Annotated in this window: 14 protein-coding genes; 4 read left to right on the top strand and 10 right to left on the bottom strand. The window is 43.8% G+C overall.

All coding sequences use genetic code 11. The annotated features are described in order from the left end of the window. Positions 1 to 13 precede the first annotated feature (13 nt). Together V6668_RS15920 and V6668_RS15915 are read right to left on the bottom strand one after the other, a co-directional pair. Entirely contained in the window at positions 14 to 568 is a 555-nt protein-coding gene (locus tag V6668_RS15920; RefSeq protein ID WP_036615521.1) for a DJ-1 family glyoxalase III, read from the bottom strand. Between the two features lie 12 nt (positions 569 to 580). Next, positions 581 to 1,138 (bottom strand): DJ-1 family glyoxalase III, encoded by a 558-nt coding sequence (locus V6668_RS15915; protein ID WP_076317806.1) that lies wholly within the window; start codon positions 1,136 to 1,138, stop codon positions 581 to 583. Between the two features lie 232 nt (positions 1,139 to 1,370). Between V6668_RS15915 and V6668_RS15910 the strand changes: the two genes are divergently transcribed. From V6668_RS15910 to V6668_RS15895, 4 genes are all read left to right on the top strand, one after another. Next, positions 1,371 to 2,330, top strand: a complete 960-nt coding sequence (locus V6668_RS15910; protein WP_338706079.1) for a LysR family transcriptional regulator — start codon at positions 1,371 to 1,373, stop codon at positions 2,328 to 2,330. A gap of 163 nt (positions 2,331 to 2,493) precedes the next feature. Then, a complete protein-coding gene (locus tag V6668_RS15905) occupies positions 2,494 to 3,870 on the top strand; it encodes an MmgE/PrpD family protein (RefSeq protein ID WP_338706078.1) in 1,377 nt (458 codons plus the stop codon). A 250-nt stretch (positions 3,871 to 4,120) separates the two neighbouring features. Continuing rightward, positions 4,121 to 4,561, top strand: a complete 441-nt coding sequence (locus tag V6668_RS15900) for a CBO0543 family protein (protein WP_036671368.1) — start codon at positions 4,121 to 4,123, stop codon at positions 4,559 to 4,561. 106 nt (positions 4,562 to 4,667) lie between these two features. Next, positions 4,668 to 5,138 carry a ferritin-like domain-containing protein gene (locus V6668_RS15895; RefSeq protein WP_036671366.1) on the top strand — a complete coding sequence of 157 codons (471 nt, stop codon included), beginning with the start codon at positions 4,668 to 4,670 and terminating at the stop codon, positions 5,136 to 5,138. Positions 5,139 to 5,264: 126 nt separating this feature from the next. Here V6668_RS15895 and V6668_RS15890 read toward each other — a convergent pair whose 3' ends face one another. The 8 genes from V6668_RS15890 to V6668_RS15855 all read right to left on the bottom strand — a co-directional run bounded on the left by V6668_RS15890 (position 5,265) and on the right by V6668_RS15855 (position 21,344). Beyond that, complete coding sequence (locus tag V6668_RS15890) at positions 5,265 to 6,152, bottom strand: cation diffusion facilitator family transporter (protein ID WP_076327531.1); 888 nt, start codon at positions 6,150 to 6,152, stop codon at positions 5,265 to 5,267. A gap of 329 nt (positions 6,153 to 6,481) precedes the next feature. Beyond that, entirely contained in the window at positions 6,482 to 11,554 is a 5,073-nt protein-coding gene (locus V6668_RS15885) for a hypothetical protein (RefSeq protein ID WP_076327532.1), read from the bottom strand. 270 nt (positions 11,555 to 11,824) lie between these two features. After that, positions 11,825 to 13,033 (bottom strand): SGNH/GDSL hydrolase family protein, encoded by a 1,209-nt coding sequence (locus V6668_RS15880; protein WP_076317810.1) that lies wholly within the window; start codon positions 13,031 to 13,033, stop codon positions 11,825 to 11,827. A gap of 17 nt (positions 13,034 to 13,050) precedes the next feature. After that, entirely contained in the window at positions 13,051 to 15,282 is a 2,232-nt protein-coding gene (locus V6668_RS15875; protein ID WP_338706076.1) for an FAD-dependent oxidoreductase, read from the bottom strand. 97 nt (positions 15,283 to 15,379) lie between these two features. Then, positions 15,380 to 16,990: a response regulator gene (locus tag V6668_RS15870; protein ID WP_338706075.1), complete on the bottom strand. Its 1,611-nt coding sequence runs from the start codon at positions 16,988 to 16,990 to the stop codon at positions 15,380 to 15,382. Then, positions 16,990 to 18,507 (bottom strand): sensor histidine kinase, encoded by a 1,518-nt coding sequence (locus V6668_RS15865; RefSeq protein WP_235193828.1) that lies wholly within the window; start codon positions 18,505 to 18,507, stop codon positions 16,990 to 16,992. The genes V6668_RS15870 and V6668_RS15865 overlap by 1 nt, the downstream gene beginning before the upstream one ends. Positions 18,508 to 18,822: 315 nt before the next feature. Next, a complete protein-coding gene (locus tag V6668_RS15860; RefSeq protein WP_338706073.1) occupies positions 18,823 to 20,409 on the bottom strand; it encodes an extracellular solute-binding protein in 1,587 nt (528 codons plus the stop codon). Positions 20,410 to 20,474: 65 nt separating this feature from the next. Continuing rightward, positions 20,475 to 21,344 (bottom strand): carbohydrate ABC transporter permease, encoded by an 870-nt coding sequence (locus V6668_RS15855; RefSeq protein ID WP_076210617.1) that lies wholly within the window; start codon positions 21,342 to 21,344, stop codon positions 20,475 to 20,477. Positions 21,345 to 21,355: the final 11 nt, after the last annotated feature.

Genomic DNA, 21,355 nt, shown 5'->3' with positions numbered 1-21,355 from the left:
CTCTTAGCTGTCTTTACTTGCCTCCGGCAAAGTTGTATAACATCTTTTCACGTAGGCCTGATGTATCTTTGCCGAAGATTTCTGCAATTTTGTATGCAAATGGATAAGGTGTTGCAGGCCCTTGGCTTGTAACGAGATTCTGGTCAGCTACGACGACTTCATCCTTGAAGATGCCGCCAATCAATTTCTCAGCGTACCCTACATAACCTGTTACCTGTTTGCCCTCAATGACCTTTGCATCGGACAGTACCACCGTACCGGAACACATTGCGCCAATGTACTTATTGTTCTGATTGAAGTACTGCACCATGTCAATCACATCCGGATTTTCCTTCAGGTTTTGTCCACCTGGGCGGCCTCCCGGCAGAACGATCATGTCATACTGCTTTACTTCTTCGCCAAAAGGTTTGTCTGCTTCTACAAAGATGCCGTGCATGCCCTTAACCAGCTTATCGCCAAAATAAAACGTGTCACAGGTTAACCCAGCTCTTCTCAAAATATCAACAATCGTCAGCGTTTCGCCCTCTTCGTAACCTTCCGCCATCAATACTGCTACTTTATTCGTCATTTCAGTTCCCTCCTATTCAGCATCAAATGCATTGAAATAAACCATACGATTTTTGACAGCCATACTGTCTCCGCCTAAGGCATCCACTAATGCAAAAGCGAAAGCATAAGACGTCGCGGGGCCGCGGCTTGTAATCAGATTTCCATCTTTAACAACAATATCTTCTTTAAAAGTACCGCTGGTTTCAATTTTCTGATCATAACCTACATAAGCTGTGAAATTTTTGTTCTCCAACACACCTGCTTTGGCTAGTGCAAGAGGTGCCGCACACATGGCTGCTACATATTTGCCGGACTGATTCATTTCCTGAATAAGTTGAATTACGCGTTCATCATCACGAAGATTAGCGGCCCCAGGCATTCCTCCAGGAAGTACGATCATATCGTAAGTTTTAACATCTTCACTGATGAGCGCATCAGCCTTGACCACGATGTCATGACTACCACGAACCATTTCACCCGCTGTACTAATCATGTGACATTCGATATGTGCTCTTCTCAAAATATCAACAATCGTCAGTGTCTCACTTTCTTCAAATCCTTCTGCTAATAGAACTGCAACTTTACTCACGCACATAACCTCCTGTTAATTATATTTTGGAGCAGACATTTGCATATTGCTCACGCTTACACCGCTATGGACATCGTGAATACATTCATAATTTATCATAGATATTCGCAACCCCAAAGCACATTTAGATTGCTTGTATGTAACTAATAGTTGCAGTATGATGATCTTTAACCGTGTTGCATCTATAGTGTTTACATCAGAGTCACACAAAAGATTACCTCAGGAGGTATGCATGCTTAATAACTATAAATATTTTTTGGTTCTGTCCGAAGAGTTAAACATTTCCAATGCAGCGAAACGACTATATATTTCCCATCAATCACTCAGCAAATACCTAAAAAGCTTGGAAGAAAAACATGGTGTTGCGTTCTTCGAAAGAAAACCTAAAATTGCGCTGACAGCAGCGGGAAAAATTATGCAAGATACGCTACGTCAAATTGAGCTACTGGATCAAAATATGGAGAATCAACTTACTGATCTTAAAGAGGATAAGTCAGGCACGATTCATTTTGGCATTACCGAAGGCCGCTATCCCATTATCGTGCCGAAATTATTAAAAGAGTTTTATGCCCTGCATCCCAAAGTGGAGCTTAAAATTCATCGTACAACCTCACCGCAAATGCAGGAGATGGTGTTAAACAATTCACTGGATCTGTTTCTCTCAGGTGTGGACAATATCGTAACGCAAAATGTAAAGTATGAAACAATTCTGCTTGAGCAGATGTACATGGTAATCTCGGACAATTTGCTCAAGCAGTATTTCCCTGATCAATATCCCGAGTGCATCGAAACATTTAACCAGGGTGCGGATTTGAGTCTGTTTCAACATGTACCCTTTGTTCTGAATAAGAAAAACTTCAATTCCCGTATTTTGCTCGATAAACATCTCGCTGAACGTAACATATCCCTGCATTGTATTAACGAATTGACGCAACCGGATATCCATCACCTTTTGTGTGCTGAGGATTACGCAGCCAGTTTTTCATTAACGATGTATCTTTCAGGGATTCATGCATTGAATGAGTCTAATCATACGAATTCTCACCTTCATGTATTTCCAATCGCTGATTTTTCTTATCTTCACCCGCTTGCATTGATCTATCACAAATCTAAAATTTTCCCCTCTTACGTAGAGGATTTGAAAAAAATAGTCAAACGTTATTGCACCCCTTCATTGCATCAAAGCAATTGAATCATATTGGCGTTCAATTACTTATGTGCATACAAAAGTTGAGTTAGTGCAGTTAACTTGTGCTTGAGTTCAACATGATGCCAACTTTATATTTTTGTTATGTAAACTTCCCGTGTATTTGCGGATTGAAGTCAAAATAACGAGGTGAACTGTTGTGAATCATATGATTGTAGAACTTGCTAACTACGTAACCCGTCTTCAATATGAGGATCTCTCCGAGAGGGCTATCGAAGTAGGTAAACAGGTAATACTGGACTCTTACGGTAATATGGTATTTGGTCGATACTCTGAAACAAGTGAACGCATTTTGGAATATGCAAGATTGGCAGACTCTATTATTAAAAATGAAGACTTGGTCTCATTGATTGGTGAACAGGATGTTCGCACTAGCACAGATCATGCTGTCTTTATTCATACCATGATGGCACGTTGTGCAGATCTGGATGACGGCTATCGCCACGCCATGGGCCACCCTGGATCTGTGCTTGTTCCGCTCCTGCTAAGTATGGCTCAGCTTCACCGAAACGATGGGAAACAGATGATCACCGCCATTGTTGCGGCTTATGACGTATATGCTCGGTTAGGCGAAGCGATCAATCCATTTATGTACCGGGAAAGAGGATTTGATGCTACCGGGGTATGCGGCGCTGTCGCAGCAGTAGCCTTGGTAAGTAAATTAACAAATGCAGATTCCAAGCAGACCAAGGATGCGATGGGGATTGCTTCTCTGTTCACAGGAGGTTTAATTGAATATCAGAATGATGGAACTTCAGGGAAAATTTTATGCAGTGGCTGGGCGGCATTGACCGGATTAAGAGCCGTGAGACTGGCATCCTGTGGTTTCACGGGTCCTGATGCAGCTTTGGAAGGAAAATATGGATTCTTCCAGGCCTTCAAAGGAACAAGCGGGCATTGTGACACAAGTCATGTGCTGGAAGGACTGGGAACTGATTTTAAAGTGACTTACATTTATTTCAAACGTCATGCCTGCCAGCGTGGATTACACGCCACTCTGGATGCTATGTTGGAACTTCGCGAAGACTATAGTTTAACACCATCCAAGATCAAGTCTGTTGATGTGAGGACCTCTTCATTTGTATATCGTCTGACGAATCCTAAGCCTAAGACCGCAATCGGAGCACAGGCCAGCACACAATTCACTTCAGCCGTGGCTCTCAAATACGGTCGTATGGACTCAGAGGAATTAATATTCAATAGCTTTACCGATCCGGAGGTTCAGGAACTGGTGCAAAAAATTACAGTAACCCTGGATGATGAAGTGCAGCAATATCTGGCTGATCATCCAACTCATTTTTGCGCTGCCCATGTTGTTATAACAACACATGATGGCAATATATATGAACGGTGGATGCCTGTACCTCTAGGCGATATGGAAACTCCGTTTGGCTGGAATATGCTTGAACAGAAATTCAATCAATTTCTTTTAGAAACACCATTTAATGGAACAAAACAAGAACGATACGAGTTTATTCGTAATCTGGAACATATGAATCATGTGGATAAGCTGCTCCGTTTTTAAACGAATTTAAACTGCATTAATGTAAGTTTACTAAATGCGCTAAAAAAGGTCGCTTACCCTTGTTGGATAAGCGGCCTTTTTAACGTTTGGACTCACACAAGCCTATTTCGAATTTGCTAATATGCATTATATCCCATGGAGTTGGTTAACTTATACAACACCACTTGTATTGAAGTGAGAGAAATCCGATAAATGCTGATGCGGCTTATAGTGAAACTACAGAAGTAACAAAGCTTTGGAGGAAAATGGCATGTTAGGAAACATTCTGTTGGGTATGGTCATTCCCATTATATTGGGTGTATGGATTCTGCGTCGGAACTTTACAATCCTTATTCTATATTATCCACTTGGTGTGGCTATTTCAGCATCCATCAACAATATCGGATTTAATTACTTTTGGAATATTATGCCAAATACTCATAATCAATCCTTGGCTGCTCTTCCAATGGATCTTGGAGTCTATCCGATCGCTGGTTGCCTGATGATGTATATGATTTCAGAAAAAGGCGCCAAGCCATGGTTGGCGATTCTTGTTGCATCATTGTCGCTGACATTAATCGAATGGGTTGCCAAAATGATGGGGCATGTCATTTATTTTAATGGATGGAACATAATTTGGACCTTTGTGTCATACCTCCTGCCATTTGTTCTTGCTTATGGTTACAGTAAAATATTGAGGTATACCAAGTGAAGTTTTACTGAAGCTTTCCACTAATAAGGCAGGACAGATGATATGGGTTAACGCTGATGGGCATACGTGCATATCTTAACTCATATTTGTCTTGGAGGGATTCTTAATGTATGTGGCATATCCTTATGGTTACAGGTACACTTTTACTCCGGTATGGGCAACATCATCAGCCGAAGCACTTGAATTAATCAAAACGGCTGTGCAAGGAGAACGAAACGATGAGGTGTTCTATGATTCACTGATTCAGTTGTCGCCCGATGCCAATCAGGCTGCCATCATCACGAGCATCCGCAATGATGAACGAGGACATAATCAAATGTTCCGCCAAATGTACAAGGATCTGACAGGTCAGGAGATTACGGGCATAAGCAGTGAGCCGGTTGAAACGGTCACCTCTTATCTTGCCGGACTGCAAAAGGCGTTTCAGGGTGAATTGGCGGCCGTGGAAAAGTATAGAAAAATATGGTTTGGTCTCCCTTATGGCATATATAAAGACACGGTGTGGGGGATCATCCTGGACGAACAGAAACATGCGGATAAATATAACAATCTGATTACCTACAATTTGCCGAGATAGTCATGTATGGGATAAACAACGCGCGTATTCTTTTAAAAATGAAAATTGAAATCAGCAAAAACCAGTGAATAATTAAAGCTCACTGGTTTTTTTGCTTTGCCGAGTCGCTCTTTTATAATCCTGAGTTTAAATGCACTCTTCCAACGTATCAGGTTCCACATGAACGTGAACGGTGTATACGTCATGTTCCTCCATTAACTCGTTCTCCACGTCTGTACAGATATCGTGTGCTTGTTGAAGATCCAGCTCAGCATCAACTGTTATGACAACGTCTACTACAACGTTATTGCCATAGTTCCGCGCTCTCACGTCTTTAACTGTCTCTACGCTGTCAATTCCGGCAATCGTTTTTTTGTACTCCTGAATCAGTTCAACATCAAAACCATCCGTCAGATGATGTGTGGCTTCCTTGAAAATGTCCCAAGCGGTCTTGCAGATCAGGAAACCTACGATGACAGCCGTTACAGGGTCCAGCCATGGGAGGCCGAACTGGGAACCCACGATCCCAATGACCGTACCGGTGCTCACCCAGGCATCGGAGATATTATCTCGAGCTGCAGCCATGACTGCCTGACTTTTAATACGAGTAGCAAGTCTCTTGTTATAGCGATAGACCAGATACATGATAACTGCGCAGAAAATGCCTGTGTACCCAGCGATGATATCCGGAGATTCATGTTTACCCTGAAACACAGAACCAATGGCTTGAAACAGTACTTGTAAACCTACTGCCATCATAATGAAAGAAGCAACAAGTGACGCAACGGTCTCTGCTCTCCAGTGACCATATGTATGATCTGTGTCGGCTGGTCGTTGGGCAAGCTTCAAACCGATCAGTACAGCTATTGAGGCCACAATATCGGTGGCATTGTTTAATCCATCCGCCTTGAGCGCTTCTGATCCGGCCATATTGCCAACGATCAGTTTTAATACGGTCAAACATATGTAGGCGATAATGCTGATGATAGCTCCGCGCTCCCCCAGCTTTAGATTATCGTATTTAAGTTGATCCACATGATATCCTCCTGCAATCTTCAATTCAAGCACGTGTATGATGGTACCATTGAAGATTTGTGTGGGTCTAGAGAAACGTTTTGAGTGTGACGAAACATAATCTGAACGCGGCAATTTTTTTACAAGAATCCAAAAAAGTTGGATTTGGCAAACTTAAGTGATTAATGGGTGGTAAGAGGAAGGTGGCCGACTGCCTTCCCTTGTAAACACACTTTCTTGCACTTAGACAAAAAGAGCCAAATGGATCGTTTTGATCCACTCGGCTCTTAGCGTTATTTTACAATAATTTGTATAACATCACTTACCGTTGTTCCACTTCCATTCATAATTCACTGCTCTGATTCAGAAAGTGTCGGTTCAACTGGCGCTTCATTGGCAAGCGGCTCCGAATCATTTGAATGCCGTTCGAACATAACTGCGTCAACCCTCGTATAGATCATATCCGCAGGAAGCGTTGGCGGGTCTACCGTTGTAGGCGTAACCCTGGTTAATCGAACATACTCGCTACCGTCGCCCGTAAAGTCGAACGTCCCCAGATTAACCCAACCCGATGAGCCGACCGTTGCATCGATATAGGTGACCTCGGTACCCGCTTTATGTTTCACTTCCACTTTGACATTGTTATCGTTTGCTGTCGTATGGACGAGTTTATAGATCGAGACCGTATATTTACCTTCTGGAAACTCGCCTTTCCACGTTGCTGATGAGCCTTGAACTGTTGAATAGCGGGATTTAACCCCAATTTTGTATCCAGCTAAATTGCTTTGGCTCCACGAACCTTCTGTCGTGTATAACCCTGTTGTATTTGTACTGTCCACGATAACCGTTAGGTCCCTGATCGTGATGTTCAAAGGTGGTGTGGTTAAGGTCACTCCGTCAATCGTAACCGTAGCCCATACCTCAATGTGATCCGTGTCTCCATCAAGATTAAGAAGGGTCAACACCCCACTGCTATTCACTTCGGCCAGATCCGTACGATCAACGAAATACTGCACATCGGCCTGTGTAAGATCACCGACCAAACCGTTATCCAAATAACCGGTTACGCTCAGTTGTGCGGTTTGAGTCATCTGCAGTTCCTTCCGATCGGACAGGATCACAGCAGACTCCAATTGCGGTACCCTGTTTGGGTCCACCCACATGATTGCATCGGCAACGACTCTGGACTTATTGGCCTTATTGGTTAGTTCCACGTACCCGCTATCGCCTGCAGCAAAAGGATAATCCCCCAGGTGCACCCAAGTACCATTCGCTGTTGTCTCATCAACTGTCACCGTATCGGAGCCGCCGCTATGATAAACGGTAAATGAGACATTTGTTGCCCAATTTTCACTCGCAGCCGTGATTTGCGGAATCTTATAATACACACTGTAAGTGACACTTTCTGGAAGCTCAGGCCGCCATCTCATTTTACTTGTCGCTGTGCCGGTCGTAGATTTGGCATACACATAGTTATCATAATAATAATCGTTAGCCGTCGTATCCCTTATCCAGACGCCTTCTGTCTCCGCCTCCGTATTATCCACGATGATGGTTGAGCTATCCTGCCCATCGGGTTGAACTGGAGTTTCCGATACCTGATCCGGCAGATAGAGTGTCCGCTTACGGGTCTGTTTCCCCTCCGATTCCACGTAATACGTGAAAGTTTGGGATAAATCATTCACTCGTATCGACCATTCCATCGGATAGATCGTATCTGGGATGGTCGTGTACGTGGCCCCGCCATCCAAGGAATAATGGATTGTCGCTGGTTTTGTCGTTTTGGCCTGCACATAAGCATCATAAACCGTTTCGTCGGGCTTAACGATGAGCATGCCTTTAACCGCATCAATTGGACTGTGGGTATCAAAGAAATAACTTGCATCCGATGTATCTGCCGTTCTGACCTGATGTAGCGGCACATTAATGTTAAGTCCTTCTACAATGATCGCGGTGATGCCCTTACCTGAAACCGTGGCTTGAATGATTCCACCACTCATTACCGTTTGCTCTGGTGTGCCATTGTCGCGGATGATCGTTACGGTATAATCCTGCGCCGGATTGAATCCAATGATATGTTCGTTTAATTCAATTGGAGTCTGAACTTCTTCTGACGATGCGTTGCTTAGCCCGATGTAAAATTTATCCCCGCTCTCACCCGTTATCCAATTCAATTGAGGATGGTTGGTCTTAATAATCCCCTTGGGCATCCATAGCCAAACGTCGGAGTTACCATAAAATTGACCTGGTTTATTCCCATAGAGGTGATATTTAAACCATAAAAAATTCGTTTCAAAAACGGAAGGAAACGTAATACTGCCGTTTGATTTCAATGATTGTTCGCTGATCAAATAATCCATCGTTTGCCCGAGCTGCCCCGGGATATGGTGATAATAGATGGATGTAGCCCCGCTGGGGCCTTCCAGAGGAAAGTCTGGTTCAAGTTGACTAACGGCGAAACCCTTATAATAATAACCTGGATAACTGGAATATCGTCCAATAACCGCATTATGAGCAATATCCTGCAGCAGTTCATCCCCTGTATAGAGCGACAATCTCAGCATGAACGGAGCTTCCTGAGCATTCATCCGATAATAGCCGGTTGTACTTCCTGCTTCAAACGTCAATCCGCTCGGTGAAATAAGCCAACGCTCCGCTTGAACACCTCCGGCAATATCTTCGGGAAGCTTGAGTCTCGGATATTGAAATTTACCACTTTCCGGCCAATGGAACGACTCGGCGTAATTATATGTCTCCGGCTGAGGAATTGTAACGTTACCTTCAGGAACTGGACGAGCAACAAACATGGTCGCATAGCGTTTGGCTTCTTTATAGGCGGCATCCAAGTATTTGGGATCCTGAGTTTCCTCATATAGCTCCAAGATCTCCATCCACAGCTTGCTATAATAATAAATGAACTCATTTTTACTCACATCGACTGATGCAGGCGTATCAATATGTTGCGCGATATAACTGTCGGCTGCATCCTTCGCAGCTTGCAAATACTGTGCATCTCCCGTCATCCGATACATCATCAGGGGCTGAATGACAGGCCCGCGGTCTTTCTGATCCGGGTCACGTACGAGGTATTCTTCCTGTGCCAGCGCCCCAATACCAGCTGTAGTGCCCATCATCTGATTAACAGCCGCTACGCTTGAAACATCAAATGGCAGAGTAGCCATTTTCCATAAGGAAGGCACACCGTATACTTTCTTCTGCGTTGGCGACCAACCAATACCATTTCGCGATAGGCCATACTGGACGGACGGCAGTGCTCTCGTATCGTATAGCTGGTCATCCCCAGTTAAATAATAAGCTCCCAAAAGAACTGCATTTGAGCTTGTTCGGACGCTATCCTCGTTTTCGATATCTATAAAACCCTTGGCACGGCTCCACCACCCGCTGGGTGATGGGACATAATTCACAGAGTCGTCCCCTTGCGGCTCAATTTTAAGGAGATCAATCATATTAAACATCGCGTCAGTAAGCGACTGATCTGACACATTTTCCCGGTATGCCGAATAATCGTACTCATTGCGAAGAATATCCACGTAGGACTCATATAGATTGCTTTTTTGAGCGATTAGCCCCATATGAAATTGATACGTGCTTTCTGCGGTCATTTGCGAATAAGTCCCTAATTGAGGGGCATACAGGATTGGTTGCACACTGCCTTCGTTGTTGACCAGGCTCATGCCAAGCCGTTGTTTCGTCACACCTCCCGTCGGTTCAAATTCAACCGGAAGCTCTGCCGAAGGTACAAATACGCCATACGTTAATGGATTTCCCGAACCATCTTTTTTCTCAACCAGGCTCATCGGAGCGCTCAGCTCTCTTAAACTTGTTGATTCCACTGTACCTACCATTTTGGCATGTGACCGGAATCCATTTAACACTTCATTGATGCCCGAGACTGCCTCTGTTGTGAAGGACTGATATCCAATCACATAATTGCCATCGCGGCGAGGCGTAAAGGCAAAAGAAACATCTGGTTTATCCCCTGCCATGGACCAGTTCACTTCAAAATCGTAATCACTGCCATGCGTAGAATCGGTCAATACCGCCGTGTGGCTGTCGGGAAAATGGACCCCGTCGAATGTAATCCAGCGTTTGTTCATCGTATCATAGTAATTGGTTCGGCTCCCCGCATTCCCGTCCAATAAAACCCATTGTTCCTCAAGTCTTTCCGATTCATTATTGATTGGAACCCAGTTCCCTGTCTCTGTGTTTTTGTAGAACATGTCACGCACGATGGATTTACCTTCATCCCATGCCGCTTCATAGAAGGTCGCCTTATAGTTATCATTTTCGATGCTGCCTTTCTCTGTGTAACTGAGATTTGTTAATGTGCGGCTCCGCAGCGGGGGCAACGGTGGTGCCTGTTGACGGATATTCCCCTCGAACTTGACTGCATCAGCCCGCGTAATAATTGTACCCGTAGAAGGCTGTGTTCGAGTCAGCCTGACAAATTCGCTATCATTACCACTAAACTCATACTCCCCCAGATCTACCCATCCAACCGATGGACCTGACGAAGGTCTTAGATCCATAAACTTAACATCCGTAATCCCGTTATGAACAATCTCAATTTTCACATTACTATCTGCTTTATCCGCCCAATCCAGCTTATAGAACGATATTCTCGCCGTCCCTGCTTCCAAGCGTGGATTCCAGGTGATGCTTCTACCTACAGCGTCTGTAAATTTGGAACTGGAATTATTGTATCCCTTCACTCCCGCGCTTGTGCTCCAATATGGAGCAGAGAATCCGTTATTAGCGTTGCCGGAATCAACCGTAACGACATGATCAATTGTGAGGCTTCCATCATCAATGATGATTGTCTTATGTGGCTCTTTCTGCGTTATATTCCCTTCGAACTTGACCGCATCCGCGCGTGTAAGGATCGTGTTTGTGGTGCCGGTAGAACGGGTCAATTGAACGAATTCTTCACCAACTCCAGAAAAATAGTACTCTCCCAAATCAACCCACCCTGCTGGAGCGCCAGATGAGGGTCTTAGATCCATAAAGACTACATCCGTTGTTCCATTATGAACAATTTCGATTTTTACATTGCTATCAGCCTTATCCGCCCAATCTAGCTTATAGAACGATATTTTCGCCGTTCCTGCTTCCAAGCGTGGATTCCATGTTATCGTTCTGCCTGCTGTACTCGTATATTTGGTGCTGGAAAGATCATACCCCTTCACCCCTGTGCTTGTAGTCCAATTCGGAGCCGCATATCCATTGTTCTTGTTACCCGCATCAGGTGTCACAACATCATTGATCTTGATACTCCCGTCATCGATGATAATCGTCTGATAAGGTAAGGTCTCCGCATAAGCGGTCCTTATTCCGATCAGGCTGGAAGGAACTACGACCGTCAACATGAAAACGATGAAGAAAAACAGCTTCCTTTTGACCATACAATTCACAGCCTCTCCTCATAATGATAACGCTTCCAAAAATGAGTTACCTTTTGCTCTAATGATCGTAAAAAAGCACTTAACCTTCCCTTCTGCCTAATCCCGCTCTGTCGTTTTTATCTTAGCATGTTAGATTACGGTGATATTTCTTTCATTTTAAGAATTTCTTATACGATTTTAAGTAAAAAAAGAAACCTACATCCTAATTGATTGCTCAGTAGCAGTCAGATAGAATATAGGTCTTCCAAGTGTTGCAAGAGGACTTATCAATTATAAAGGCGGCTGCACCAATAACAACTTTCCAAGCTGAATGACGGTTTGATCATACCAAGCTGGATGTTGCCGAACATGTTCCATACCTCGTTCATTGCCACTTGCCTCAAACACGGCCGCTTTGTCAGTTTTCTCGTGATCGATCTCGAAGAGAACTGTATGTTTCCCATTTGGTAGCTCCGGCAAGAAAATATATTGATTTCTATTATGATCGTTGTAGAGCGTGAATCGATCAATAAGGAAGGGTTCTCCTCCATCCACCGACACCTTCAATCGGCCAGAATCCGGCCCCCCGATATCAAATAAGCCGATGTGGGTTCCCTCAAACTCCACTGTGATCGCCTCTCCGGCATCAACTGCTCGCCATAATCCGGGGAACAACCAATCATACTCACGCACTAAAGGAAAATCATCAGAGGTCATGTAAGACCACCCTGCGGAAAAATGAGTAAGACGATCCAGTGGCAACATGGTTGCATACTCCCAAGGATTGGCCGGGACCAAGGGGTCCTGCGGCAAGTGATGTTCGACTTTTCCCACGTGATCTCGAAGTTCTCTGATTTTCTCAAACGACCGGGTGATTGTATCGGTGTAAATCTGATGTCCTTTGGGGATCGTTGGATGGATCGAATCATGCGTGAAAATAACTGCTCCGGGGATGGATACGTCTGCCCTTGAAGTAAAAATAAGCTTTCCATCCGAAACCAATTGACTGACCGCTACGCCCAGATGAATCGAAGGAATGCCGTAATAGTCGGCGACTTCCTCTTGCATAAGAGCGCCCTTCTGGTATTCGCCGGATTGAAATGAGGTCAAATCCCGCTCCTTGATCGTATATACAAACAGGATATCGATAAACCGGCTGCGCTTGCGAATCTGTCGGACAATGCCTTCGATCCGCGCCTTGGATTCGGGCACTCCGCCATCGTTGCCAACGAATTCAACAAATACGAGATCAGGCTGATGACGAAGCACATCTGTCTCTAAACGGGCGCAGCCGAGGTCCGATCCTGTCCCATCAATGCCTGCGTTCACAGCGTGGATATCGGCATGGGGATATTGCCCTCGCAGCCAATCCGCCGTCATGACCCTATATCCTTTCGAACGTGTATTACTACCGCCGAAATAAACGATGGTCACGGTTTCACCATTTTCCAACTTCTGAATGACATTAGGTAGCCCTCTTCGTGGGAAAAATTCCTTCATCACGACTTCACCCGCCCTCACTTAGCGTTATTAGGAGCATAAAGTTTTACAGCAAACACTTCATAATAAGGCGAACCATACGTTGCACAGAAATCAAACCGGATGTGGGTTACACCTTGTGCAAACACCTGATGTTTGTTCAACGAAAGATAATTCCCACGGACTTTAGTTACACTCTCGGTTCCGTCTTCTAAAGTTAAAGTCACATCATAATCTTGGATCAACGACTCGATTGGATCATCGAAATGCTCCAAATTCAGCTGCGAATTGAAAACAAGATGGATTTCATCCAGATTCTTGGGGCTTGCAAAACCAAATTCCAACCATTCCTGTCCTTCCGTACGTTCCGAAATCCAGCTGTTCGGCAGACCATAAGGTCTGGAGAAGCCGTTGACGACATTCGCGGGATTATACATATCCTGGGATGGTAGCAGATCCTTGAAGCAAATGCTCTTATTAAGTTTCTTCAGCCTGGATGGCTCTTCCGGTCTATAAAGGAAGCTCACCGCTCCAGTCATTTTCTCTTCATTGCCATACACGGCAAGGCTCGCTGTACCTTCCAATACGATGTAGATTTTGTCGTTTTCTGGCTTCTTGCAGTTGAGGTCCAGTGTAATCCAGTCATCGTGACCCGCTGAAATCACCAAGTTGTAGCCCTTCAGCTCGCTGGTGGGAATATAGTTTTCCTTTCGATCCCCACCAAACAGCTTCACTTGCAACGTTTCCGAATGCTCGGATCTATTTTTGATTTTGATCTGCACGCTTTCAACCACGGGTGTCTGAATCGGCAAGACCAAACATAACGCGTTCTCCAAGGAGATCTCTTCGGTTGTATGAAGATGTTCATAGCTTCGCTGAGACGAGGCACGAATCGTTAATCCGTCTGCGAAATAAGGATCTAACGGCTCTTGAAGCCCTACAATTGTTTGCCCGTCTCGAAGCAGCTGCGCCTGAAGCTCACCCATATGGGCTTTGACGATGGCCGCGGGGTCTGTATCATATTTTACGCATAACGCAGCAGCCGTTCCTACCGCCTGCCCCATACAACCACAGGTTGCCATCACCCTTGTAGATCCAAAAGCCACATGTGTAGCGCTTATATTACGGCCAGCGAACATGAGATTAGGAATATTGCGTGAAAATAAGCTGCGAAACGGGATATTATACAATCCCGGCACAAAATTCCATGCTGTAGCCGGCCCTTCATCGTAGATGCCTTTATTTGCATGCAGATCCATATACCAGCCTCCGACGGATACCGCATCTTCGAAATGAGTCTTTGTTGTAAGATCGTTCTGAGACAGCATGTGTTCACCTATAAACCGTCTCGACTCTCGCTTTCCCGGAATCGGGCATACATAATCCAGGATGAGATTGTCTACATCATCAAACTCACCGCTATTTTTGATATAATCCCAGATCCCGTACACCAATTTCCGCAGTTCCAAGGCGATGTCTTCATTATTCTTGATAATATCCATATGTCCGCCGTATTCCAGCCACCACAATCCGCCAAGCCCGTTGATTTTCCTTGGAAAAGACCGATGGTTTAATCCTTTTCTGATACTATCAAAAAACTCCAGCTTCGTAATATCATACGCAAAGCCTGGCCTTTTGTAAGGAACGGCATAGTTTACGTCACGGGCTTGAAACAGAATCGTATCGCCCATGGTGTAATGATCCGCCACTTCTGGAGCGAGCTCCTCCTGGTATTCATGCTTCGCCTCTCTTCCCCATCGGAAGTGAGCACCTGCTTGGTATCCAACAATTCCATCCCCGGAGCAATCGATGTAGGTTGAGCTTTCAAAACGAAATTTTCTTTCGGAAGCTAGTTGAAGGCCCTCCACCCATTGAATTCTGCCGTTCTCCATGCCTGTTTCATGCACACATGTATTCAGGAATAGAGAAATGTTGGGCTCATCATAAACCATGTCCAATAACACCGTATCCGAAAGTGAAAGCATAAGTTTTTTGTTGTATAACGGGTTGTAATGAAAGATCTTCAGTTTGAGTTCTTCCACCAACCCGCCCTCGCGAGCATAATAGGATGGACTGTTTCCGAGATATGCAGACCCATTGATATGAACTCTGACCTCGCTGCTCGCATTTCCACCCAGAACCGGCCGATCATTGATAAGTGAAACCAGGAGTCCTTGGCGTGCGGCAGCAATGGCAGCACATATCCCGGCAATTCCTCCACCTATGACGGTTACATCTGATTTCATAAGCTCCATTTTGATAACCTCCATGATTAGATGCTCCTATCATGGTAATGGTTTTGACCCCTTTTTTTTTACAGGATTTTGCGAAAAAATCATACATTTTTTTGTATCCTTATTTGAATTCCTACCGTGTCATTTTTATCCGATATTGCTTAGGTGTATCCCCCGTATATTCTTTAAAAAGTTTGCAAAAGTACCCTTCATTGACGATGCCTACTTCCTCGCACAATTCCAATAATGAATAATCTCGAACGTTTAACAACTCGAGGGCGAGATGGATTTTTTTACGGTTAATGTAGCTGATCACGCCTTCATTCATTGTTTTTTTGAATAAGCTACTAAAATACGATGGTGCTAAATTCACTTCCTCGGCAATTGCCTCCAACGTTAAACGTTGTTTCAGGTTTGTCTCTATATAATGCATAGCACTCATAATTTCAGCACGATGTAATAGTTGGCCCGCGTGTACGTATTCAAATGTGAAGTCGCCAATATAGGCGAGCTGCTCCTGAAATGCCATAAATTCCATGGGGAAGTCTGGAACTTCCGTGGCCATCTTATTCCCTGATTTAAATTTCACGGTAATGTCTCTGTACAAATCTCTAATCATTGGCGCCATGATGGACTTGTGGATTTTATGGTCCGTAATAAATTGCGACAGATCGGCAAGTGCATTGTCCAGCTCTTCCTTGGAAATCTTTCGTTTCAGCCGTATAAGAAAATCAGCCAGCTTCTGCTGAAAATCTGCTTTTTTGTCATTATGATATTGGAACCGATGCATCGGTGTTTTTACGACTTTTTCGGTATGATAATAGAAGTCTTCACTCACATTTTTAGCTTCCGTGTACGCCTGTTTGATCGATTCCCAGCCTCGATGCGGACTTCCAAAAGCGACAGACACCCTTTTATTCAAATATTGATGCAAATGAGAGATGATCTGCCCTCCCAAGGATAGGCAAGCATATTCCGTTTCCATATCACTGCGGTTATTTTCCCAGGATAAAAAACCAATAAAACGATTATCCGACAGATCCGCAGCTACCCCACTACTACCATTCATCACTGTTTCTTCGATGATATTTGTTATCGCATACTTCAAGATGTTTTGATCTGCGGCCGCGTATTCGTTTCGGAAACTTTCGTACGTATTCATCTCAACGATGAAGCAGCAATAGTTGGCTTGAAAGAAATGAAACTGCATGCGATTGGCAAAATCCGATGCCCGATGAGAAGGAATTTCACCTCGGATCAATTCGTTAAAAAATTGCTTGCGGACTCTGTATTTATTTTCAAGCACGGATACGTTTAACGAATGAAACTCCGCCTCTTTTTTCTCAAACTCATTTAAAATTCCGGCTGCCTTATCCAACGCTCGATTCAAATCGGCTTCCCGCAGCGGAACCTTTACAATGTACTCCAATACGTTGGCTTGAATCGCCCGCTGAGCGTATTCGAAGGATGAATAGGCGGTCAGAAGTATGTATTGGGTATGGGGGAGCTCTGCCTTGAGCTCCTCAATCATGGAGATGCCATCCATACGCGGCATTACAATATCGGATATGACGATATCCGGTTTAAGTTTTATGATCTCCTCGATCCCATTCAGCCCATTATTCGCTTTGCCCACCAGAACAAATCGTCGATCCCTATGAGAGAGTTCATTAAAAAACAATTCCAATCGCTGAATGATCAGGTCTTCATCGTCAACAATGAAGCAGGTATAGTCTCTCCCCATTATGCATCTCCTTTTGGCAATTCTGCCGGGAATACAGCGCGTATACGGGTTATTTCCTTAGGTATGCTAATGATATCCAGCCCGAATTGATCTCCGTAGTGGAGTCTTATTCGCCCATGAATATTATTCAGTCCGATTCTTTTCCTTTTTACTTCCTCTTCACTCGGTTCTGAGATTAAAATATGTTTTATTTTATCAGCTGGAATTCCCTCTCCTTGATCAATAACTTCGATGATGACGATGCTGTCCTCCCTGTACGCATGAATCGTAATTGGCCCCTCAATTCCCCCTCCGTTATAACCATGGAAGATACTATTCTCCACAAGGGGCTGTAGCAGCATTCGGAAAACTGGGAAATCCATCAGTCCTGCTTCGATATTTTCAATCAAGTGGAAGTTTCGGTTATACCGAATGTTCTGGATCTCAATATAGTCTGCTACATTGCGTAATTCCTGGCGTAGGGAAACCTTCTCTGAAGCGTCGTCTATCCCGTACTCCAATAATGAAATGAGCGACCCGATCACCACATCTACTTTCTCTATTTGTCCGAGACGTATCACATTGCTGATTGAACCAAGTGTGTTATACAGAAAATGTGGGTTTATTTGAGACTGTAACACTTGGATTTCCAGCTTCCGCTCAAGTTCATTATGAAGCTCGGCCCGGCGAATCAGTTCCACAATTTGCTGTAACATACGATCGAATGCTCGTGAAAGATCTCCAAACTCATCGTTTCGATTAATGGTTATTGTTGTTGTGAGGATGCCTTGCTCTACCTGCTTCATTTTTGTTTTGAGCGTATAAAGTGGTTTTCTTATATATTTGGCAACCAAAAAAGAAATGAACAAACTTAAAAGAAGACCTGCAGCGAGCAACTCGAGGTAATAGGTTTCCAATCTGGACAACGCTGCTTTTAAGCGTGATTCATCGTTGATCGAGATGATGGTCCAGTTGAATTTCTCCGTTGGTTTTTTCAAAAGGGAGACCGGAATACCATCGTTGGTAAACAGTTGAAGGTTTGTTTCTGTCGTATCCAGAATTTCTTCCGCTGACGTCTCTCCGATCGAAAAAGAATGATCTTGAATATTCAGAGGTCCTTTATTTTCAGAAAATCCGGCAATGATCTTACCTGACGCAGTGATCAGAGCCAGATTCATTTGTTCCTGTTTATTAATCTTGAACAAGGTTTCTTCAATGGCATTTAGATCCAAATCAACCGCAATGGCCATAGGAAACGGAGCACCGTTCAGATATCGAACCATCGTAACGGTCCAGCCAGAATACTTCGATTTGTAAGGTTCACTAACAAAGGTAGTCCTTCTATTTTTGTCAGCCGCATCAAATAAAGGTGCTCTTTCAGATAAAGGTTCATCGAATATTCGAGTAGGTGTACTTCCACCTAGAATGGATAAATCGCTTTTGATCAAATAAATATTACTGACATAAATACTGTTGAGTTCATACAGCTCTCTTAATTGCTTTTTAATCACTTCGGTATTGTTAATGTTGGCTTTCACTGATGTTTCAACTGAGAAGAGAATTGTCTGAAAGGAGGAAAAATTAACGGTAAAATACTGGTCAACCTTGTCTAGTATTTGATTGGTGTAAAAAATGTCATTGGTTCTTATTTCCTTTTGGACATAGCGATAAGACAATTGGCTTATCAAGATGATGCAGCCTAATACAAAGGCAAATACGATAAAAAATAATTTTAAAGGCAAGCTGATTCTTCTTCGCATCCATCATCTTCCTTTTAGTTCCGTTTTAAACTAAGAATAGCATATGCTAATAAAGAGAGGGGCTATGAATAGCCACTCTCTCTTCGTTTATTTTTACTTGATAAGGCCGGCTTCTTTAAATTGCTGGATTGCTGTTTCCTTATATTTCTGCATGTCAAACTTGGTATCCAGCGTCTGAAGGAAATTGTCCCAGTTGGAAAGAGGCTCTTTGCCCGTCATAAATTTAACTAAGCTTTCATTAATGAAACGTGTGCGGTCAGCATCCAAGGTATCGCTAGGGTCAGGGGTCAATAAATTTCCGGGCAGCGTTGGCCCCACATATTGCTGATTGTCCTTGAAAGCTTCCGCTGTCTTCGGATTCTGGAAGCTGAAGTACTCTGCATCATCACCACGGCGTGGCATTCTATAATGATCGACCCACAGGTACTTCTCTTTCATTTCCTTTGATAATTCGGAGGTTTTATTTTTGATCTTGCCGTCTACGACATCCCAATGAATCCCTTTGATTCCGTATGCAAAGTTCGGATAGGCATCCTCATCCGTAAAGAGATAATTCAGCATGGATAAGATCCGAATGATTTTGTCCTCGTCCGCTTTTGCGGATATGGCCCATGAATTGCCTTGGAATGATTTTCTCTCTACAATTTGATCCCCGTAAGGACCTTTCATTGGAGGAATAACGATCCATTCCGGCACCTCGCCACTAATTTCTTTCATTTTCTGTTGATAATCCGGTTCCAGTCTACGAGCATCTCTGATCATGAAGCCAACTCTACCCTTAAACATCTTTTGGTCCAACAGATCAGGCGAATTCATCGTCACCCAGTCTGGGTCAACTACCTTGGCTGCCATCATTTTATTAATGTAAGCAAGCGCCTCTTTCATTTTGGGATCGATAAACAGAAATACCGGTTCATTATCTTTTATCTCAACGGCTGAAGGAGGGTTGACGCCAAACATCCACATCAAGCTATCAAAGCCGTAGGTTTGCAGATTGCCTTCTTTATTCATACCGCCGATGAATCCGTACGTATCGTTTTTGCCATTCCCGTCCGGATCTTTCTCTGTAAAGGCTTTCATAACTTCGAACAACTCATCAGGTGTCGTTGGTACTTCCATATTCAGCTTTTTCAGCCAATCGTTACGGATAAAGAAGCTTCGACTGATACCGTTTACATTATCATAACCTGGAACTCCAATGGTTTTTCCTTGATAGGACATTGCCTCCCATGAGTCGGTGCCAAATCGTTTCTGTAGTTCAGGGAATTGGTCCATATACGGTGTCAAATCCGCAAGAACTCCTTGGTCGTAATATTGCGCAAGATCAGCACGACTTTTCAAAAAGATCAAGTCTGGAATATCCCCGCCTGCAATGAGTGTATTCAGTTTGGTTGTTGCTTGCCCAGCCTGAGGAATCATCATCTCCAAGTCGATGTTCATCTCTTCTTCCAACATTTGGCGTTGAATATCTTCATCACGTGGAGGTACTGGAGCAGCAGCATTAAAAGTGCCTTGGTTAAACATTGAGATTTTCATTTTGGTTGCAAACTGGCCAGACTGGCCTTGTGAATGACTCGAAGTTGTCGATGTAACTTCTTCATTTCCCCCACATCCTGACAATAGCGTTCCAAGTCCTAAGATTGCCGACAGAATAGCAAATGAAATCTTTTTACGCTGCATATTGACCTCTCCTTTGCTTGTATATTATCACGGTTTCCCCGTAATAAGTTAGGTTGGAACACCTTTTATCCTTTAACGGATCCCAGGAGTACACCTTTGGTAAAATGCTTTTGCAAAAATGGATAAACGATCAATATCGGGACTGTAGTTACAACTACTGTAGCCATCTGCACAGCGAACGTACTGACAGCCCCGGAATTGGCGAGCGAATCAGCGCTTTGAGTTGCAACGTTAAGCAGAATGTTGCGCAAAATCACTTGAAGTGGCATGTAGTTGGAATCATTGATATATACAATAGCATCAAAATAACTGTTCCAATGCCCGACTGCGTAAAATAAGGAAATGGTGGACAGGACGGGTAAGGACAGGGGTAAAATGATCCGCCATAACGTCTGAAGTTCACTGGCACCGTCTACCCTCGCTGATTCCTCAATTTCACCAGGTAATTGTTCAAAAAAACCTTTGATGATCACCAGATTAAATGCACTAATGAGATTTGGAATAATCAATACCCAAGGACTGTTTAACAATCCCAGAGAGCGGATTAGTAAATAAGTCGGAATTAATCCCCCACTGAACATCATGGTAAACACAATGAAGAGTAAAAACGGACTTCTTCCGGGCAAATATTTTTTGGATAACGGGTAGGCCGCGATTACTGTAAAAAACACATTTAACGCAGTGCCTACAATCGTTCGAAATAACGTAATTTTATACGCCTGCCAGATCCCATGCGAGATGAATACTTCTTTATAGGCCAGAAAGGTAAAGGATTCTGGTATAATCACAATCCCTCTTCTTAATACTTCCGATTCTGGCGTTACGGAGACAGCAACCACATATAGAAAGGGCAGCACGCACAGTAGGGATAACAAAATAAGAATTACATAAACGACGGTTTGCCAGACTTTTTCCCCGATTGTCATATGGATCATTCTAAAGACCA

The organism is Paenibacillus amylolyticus (genome assembly GCF_036894225.1).
Lineage (GTDB): Bacteria > Bacillota > Bacilli > Paenibacillales > Paenibacillaceae > Paenibacillus > Paenibacillus amylolyticus.
Note: the sequence above shows the minus strand (reverse complement) of the source record. Positions and strands in the feature narration are given on the sequence as shown.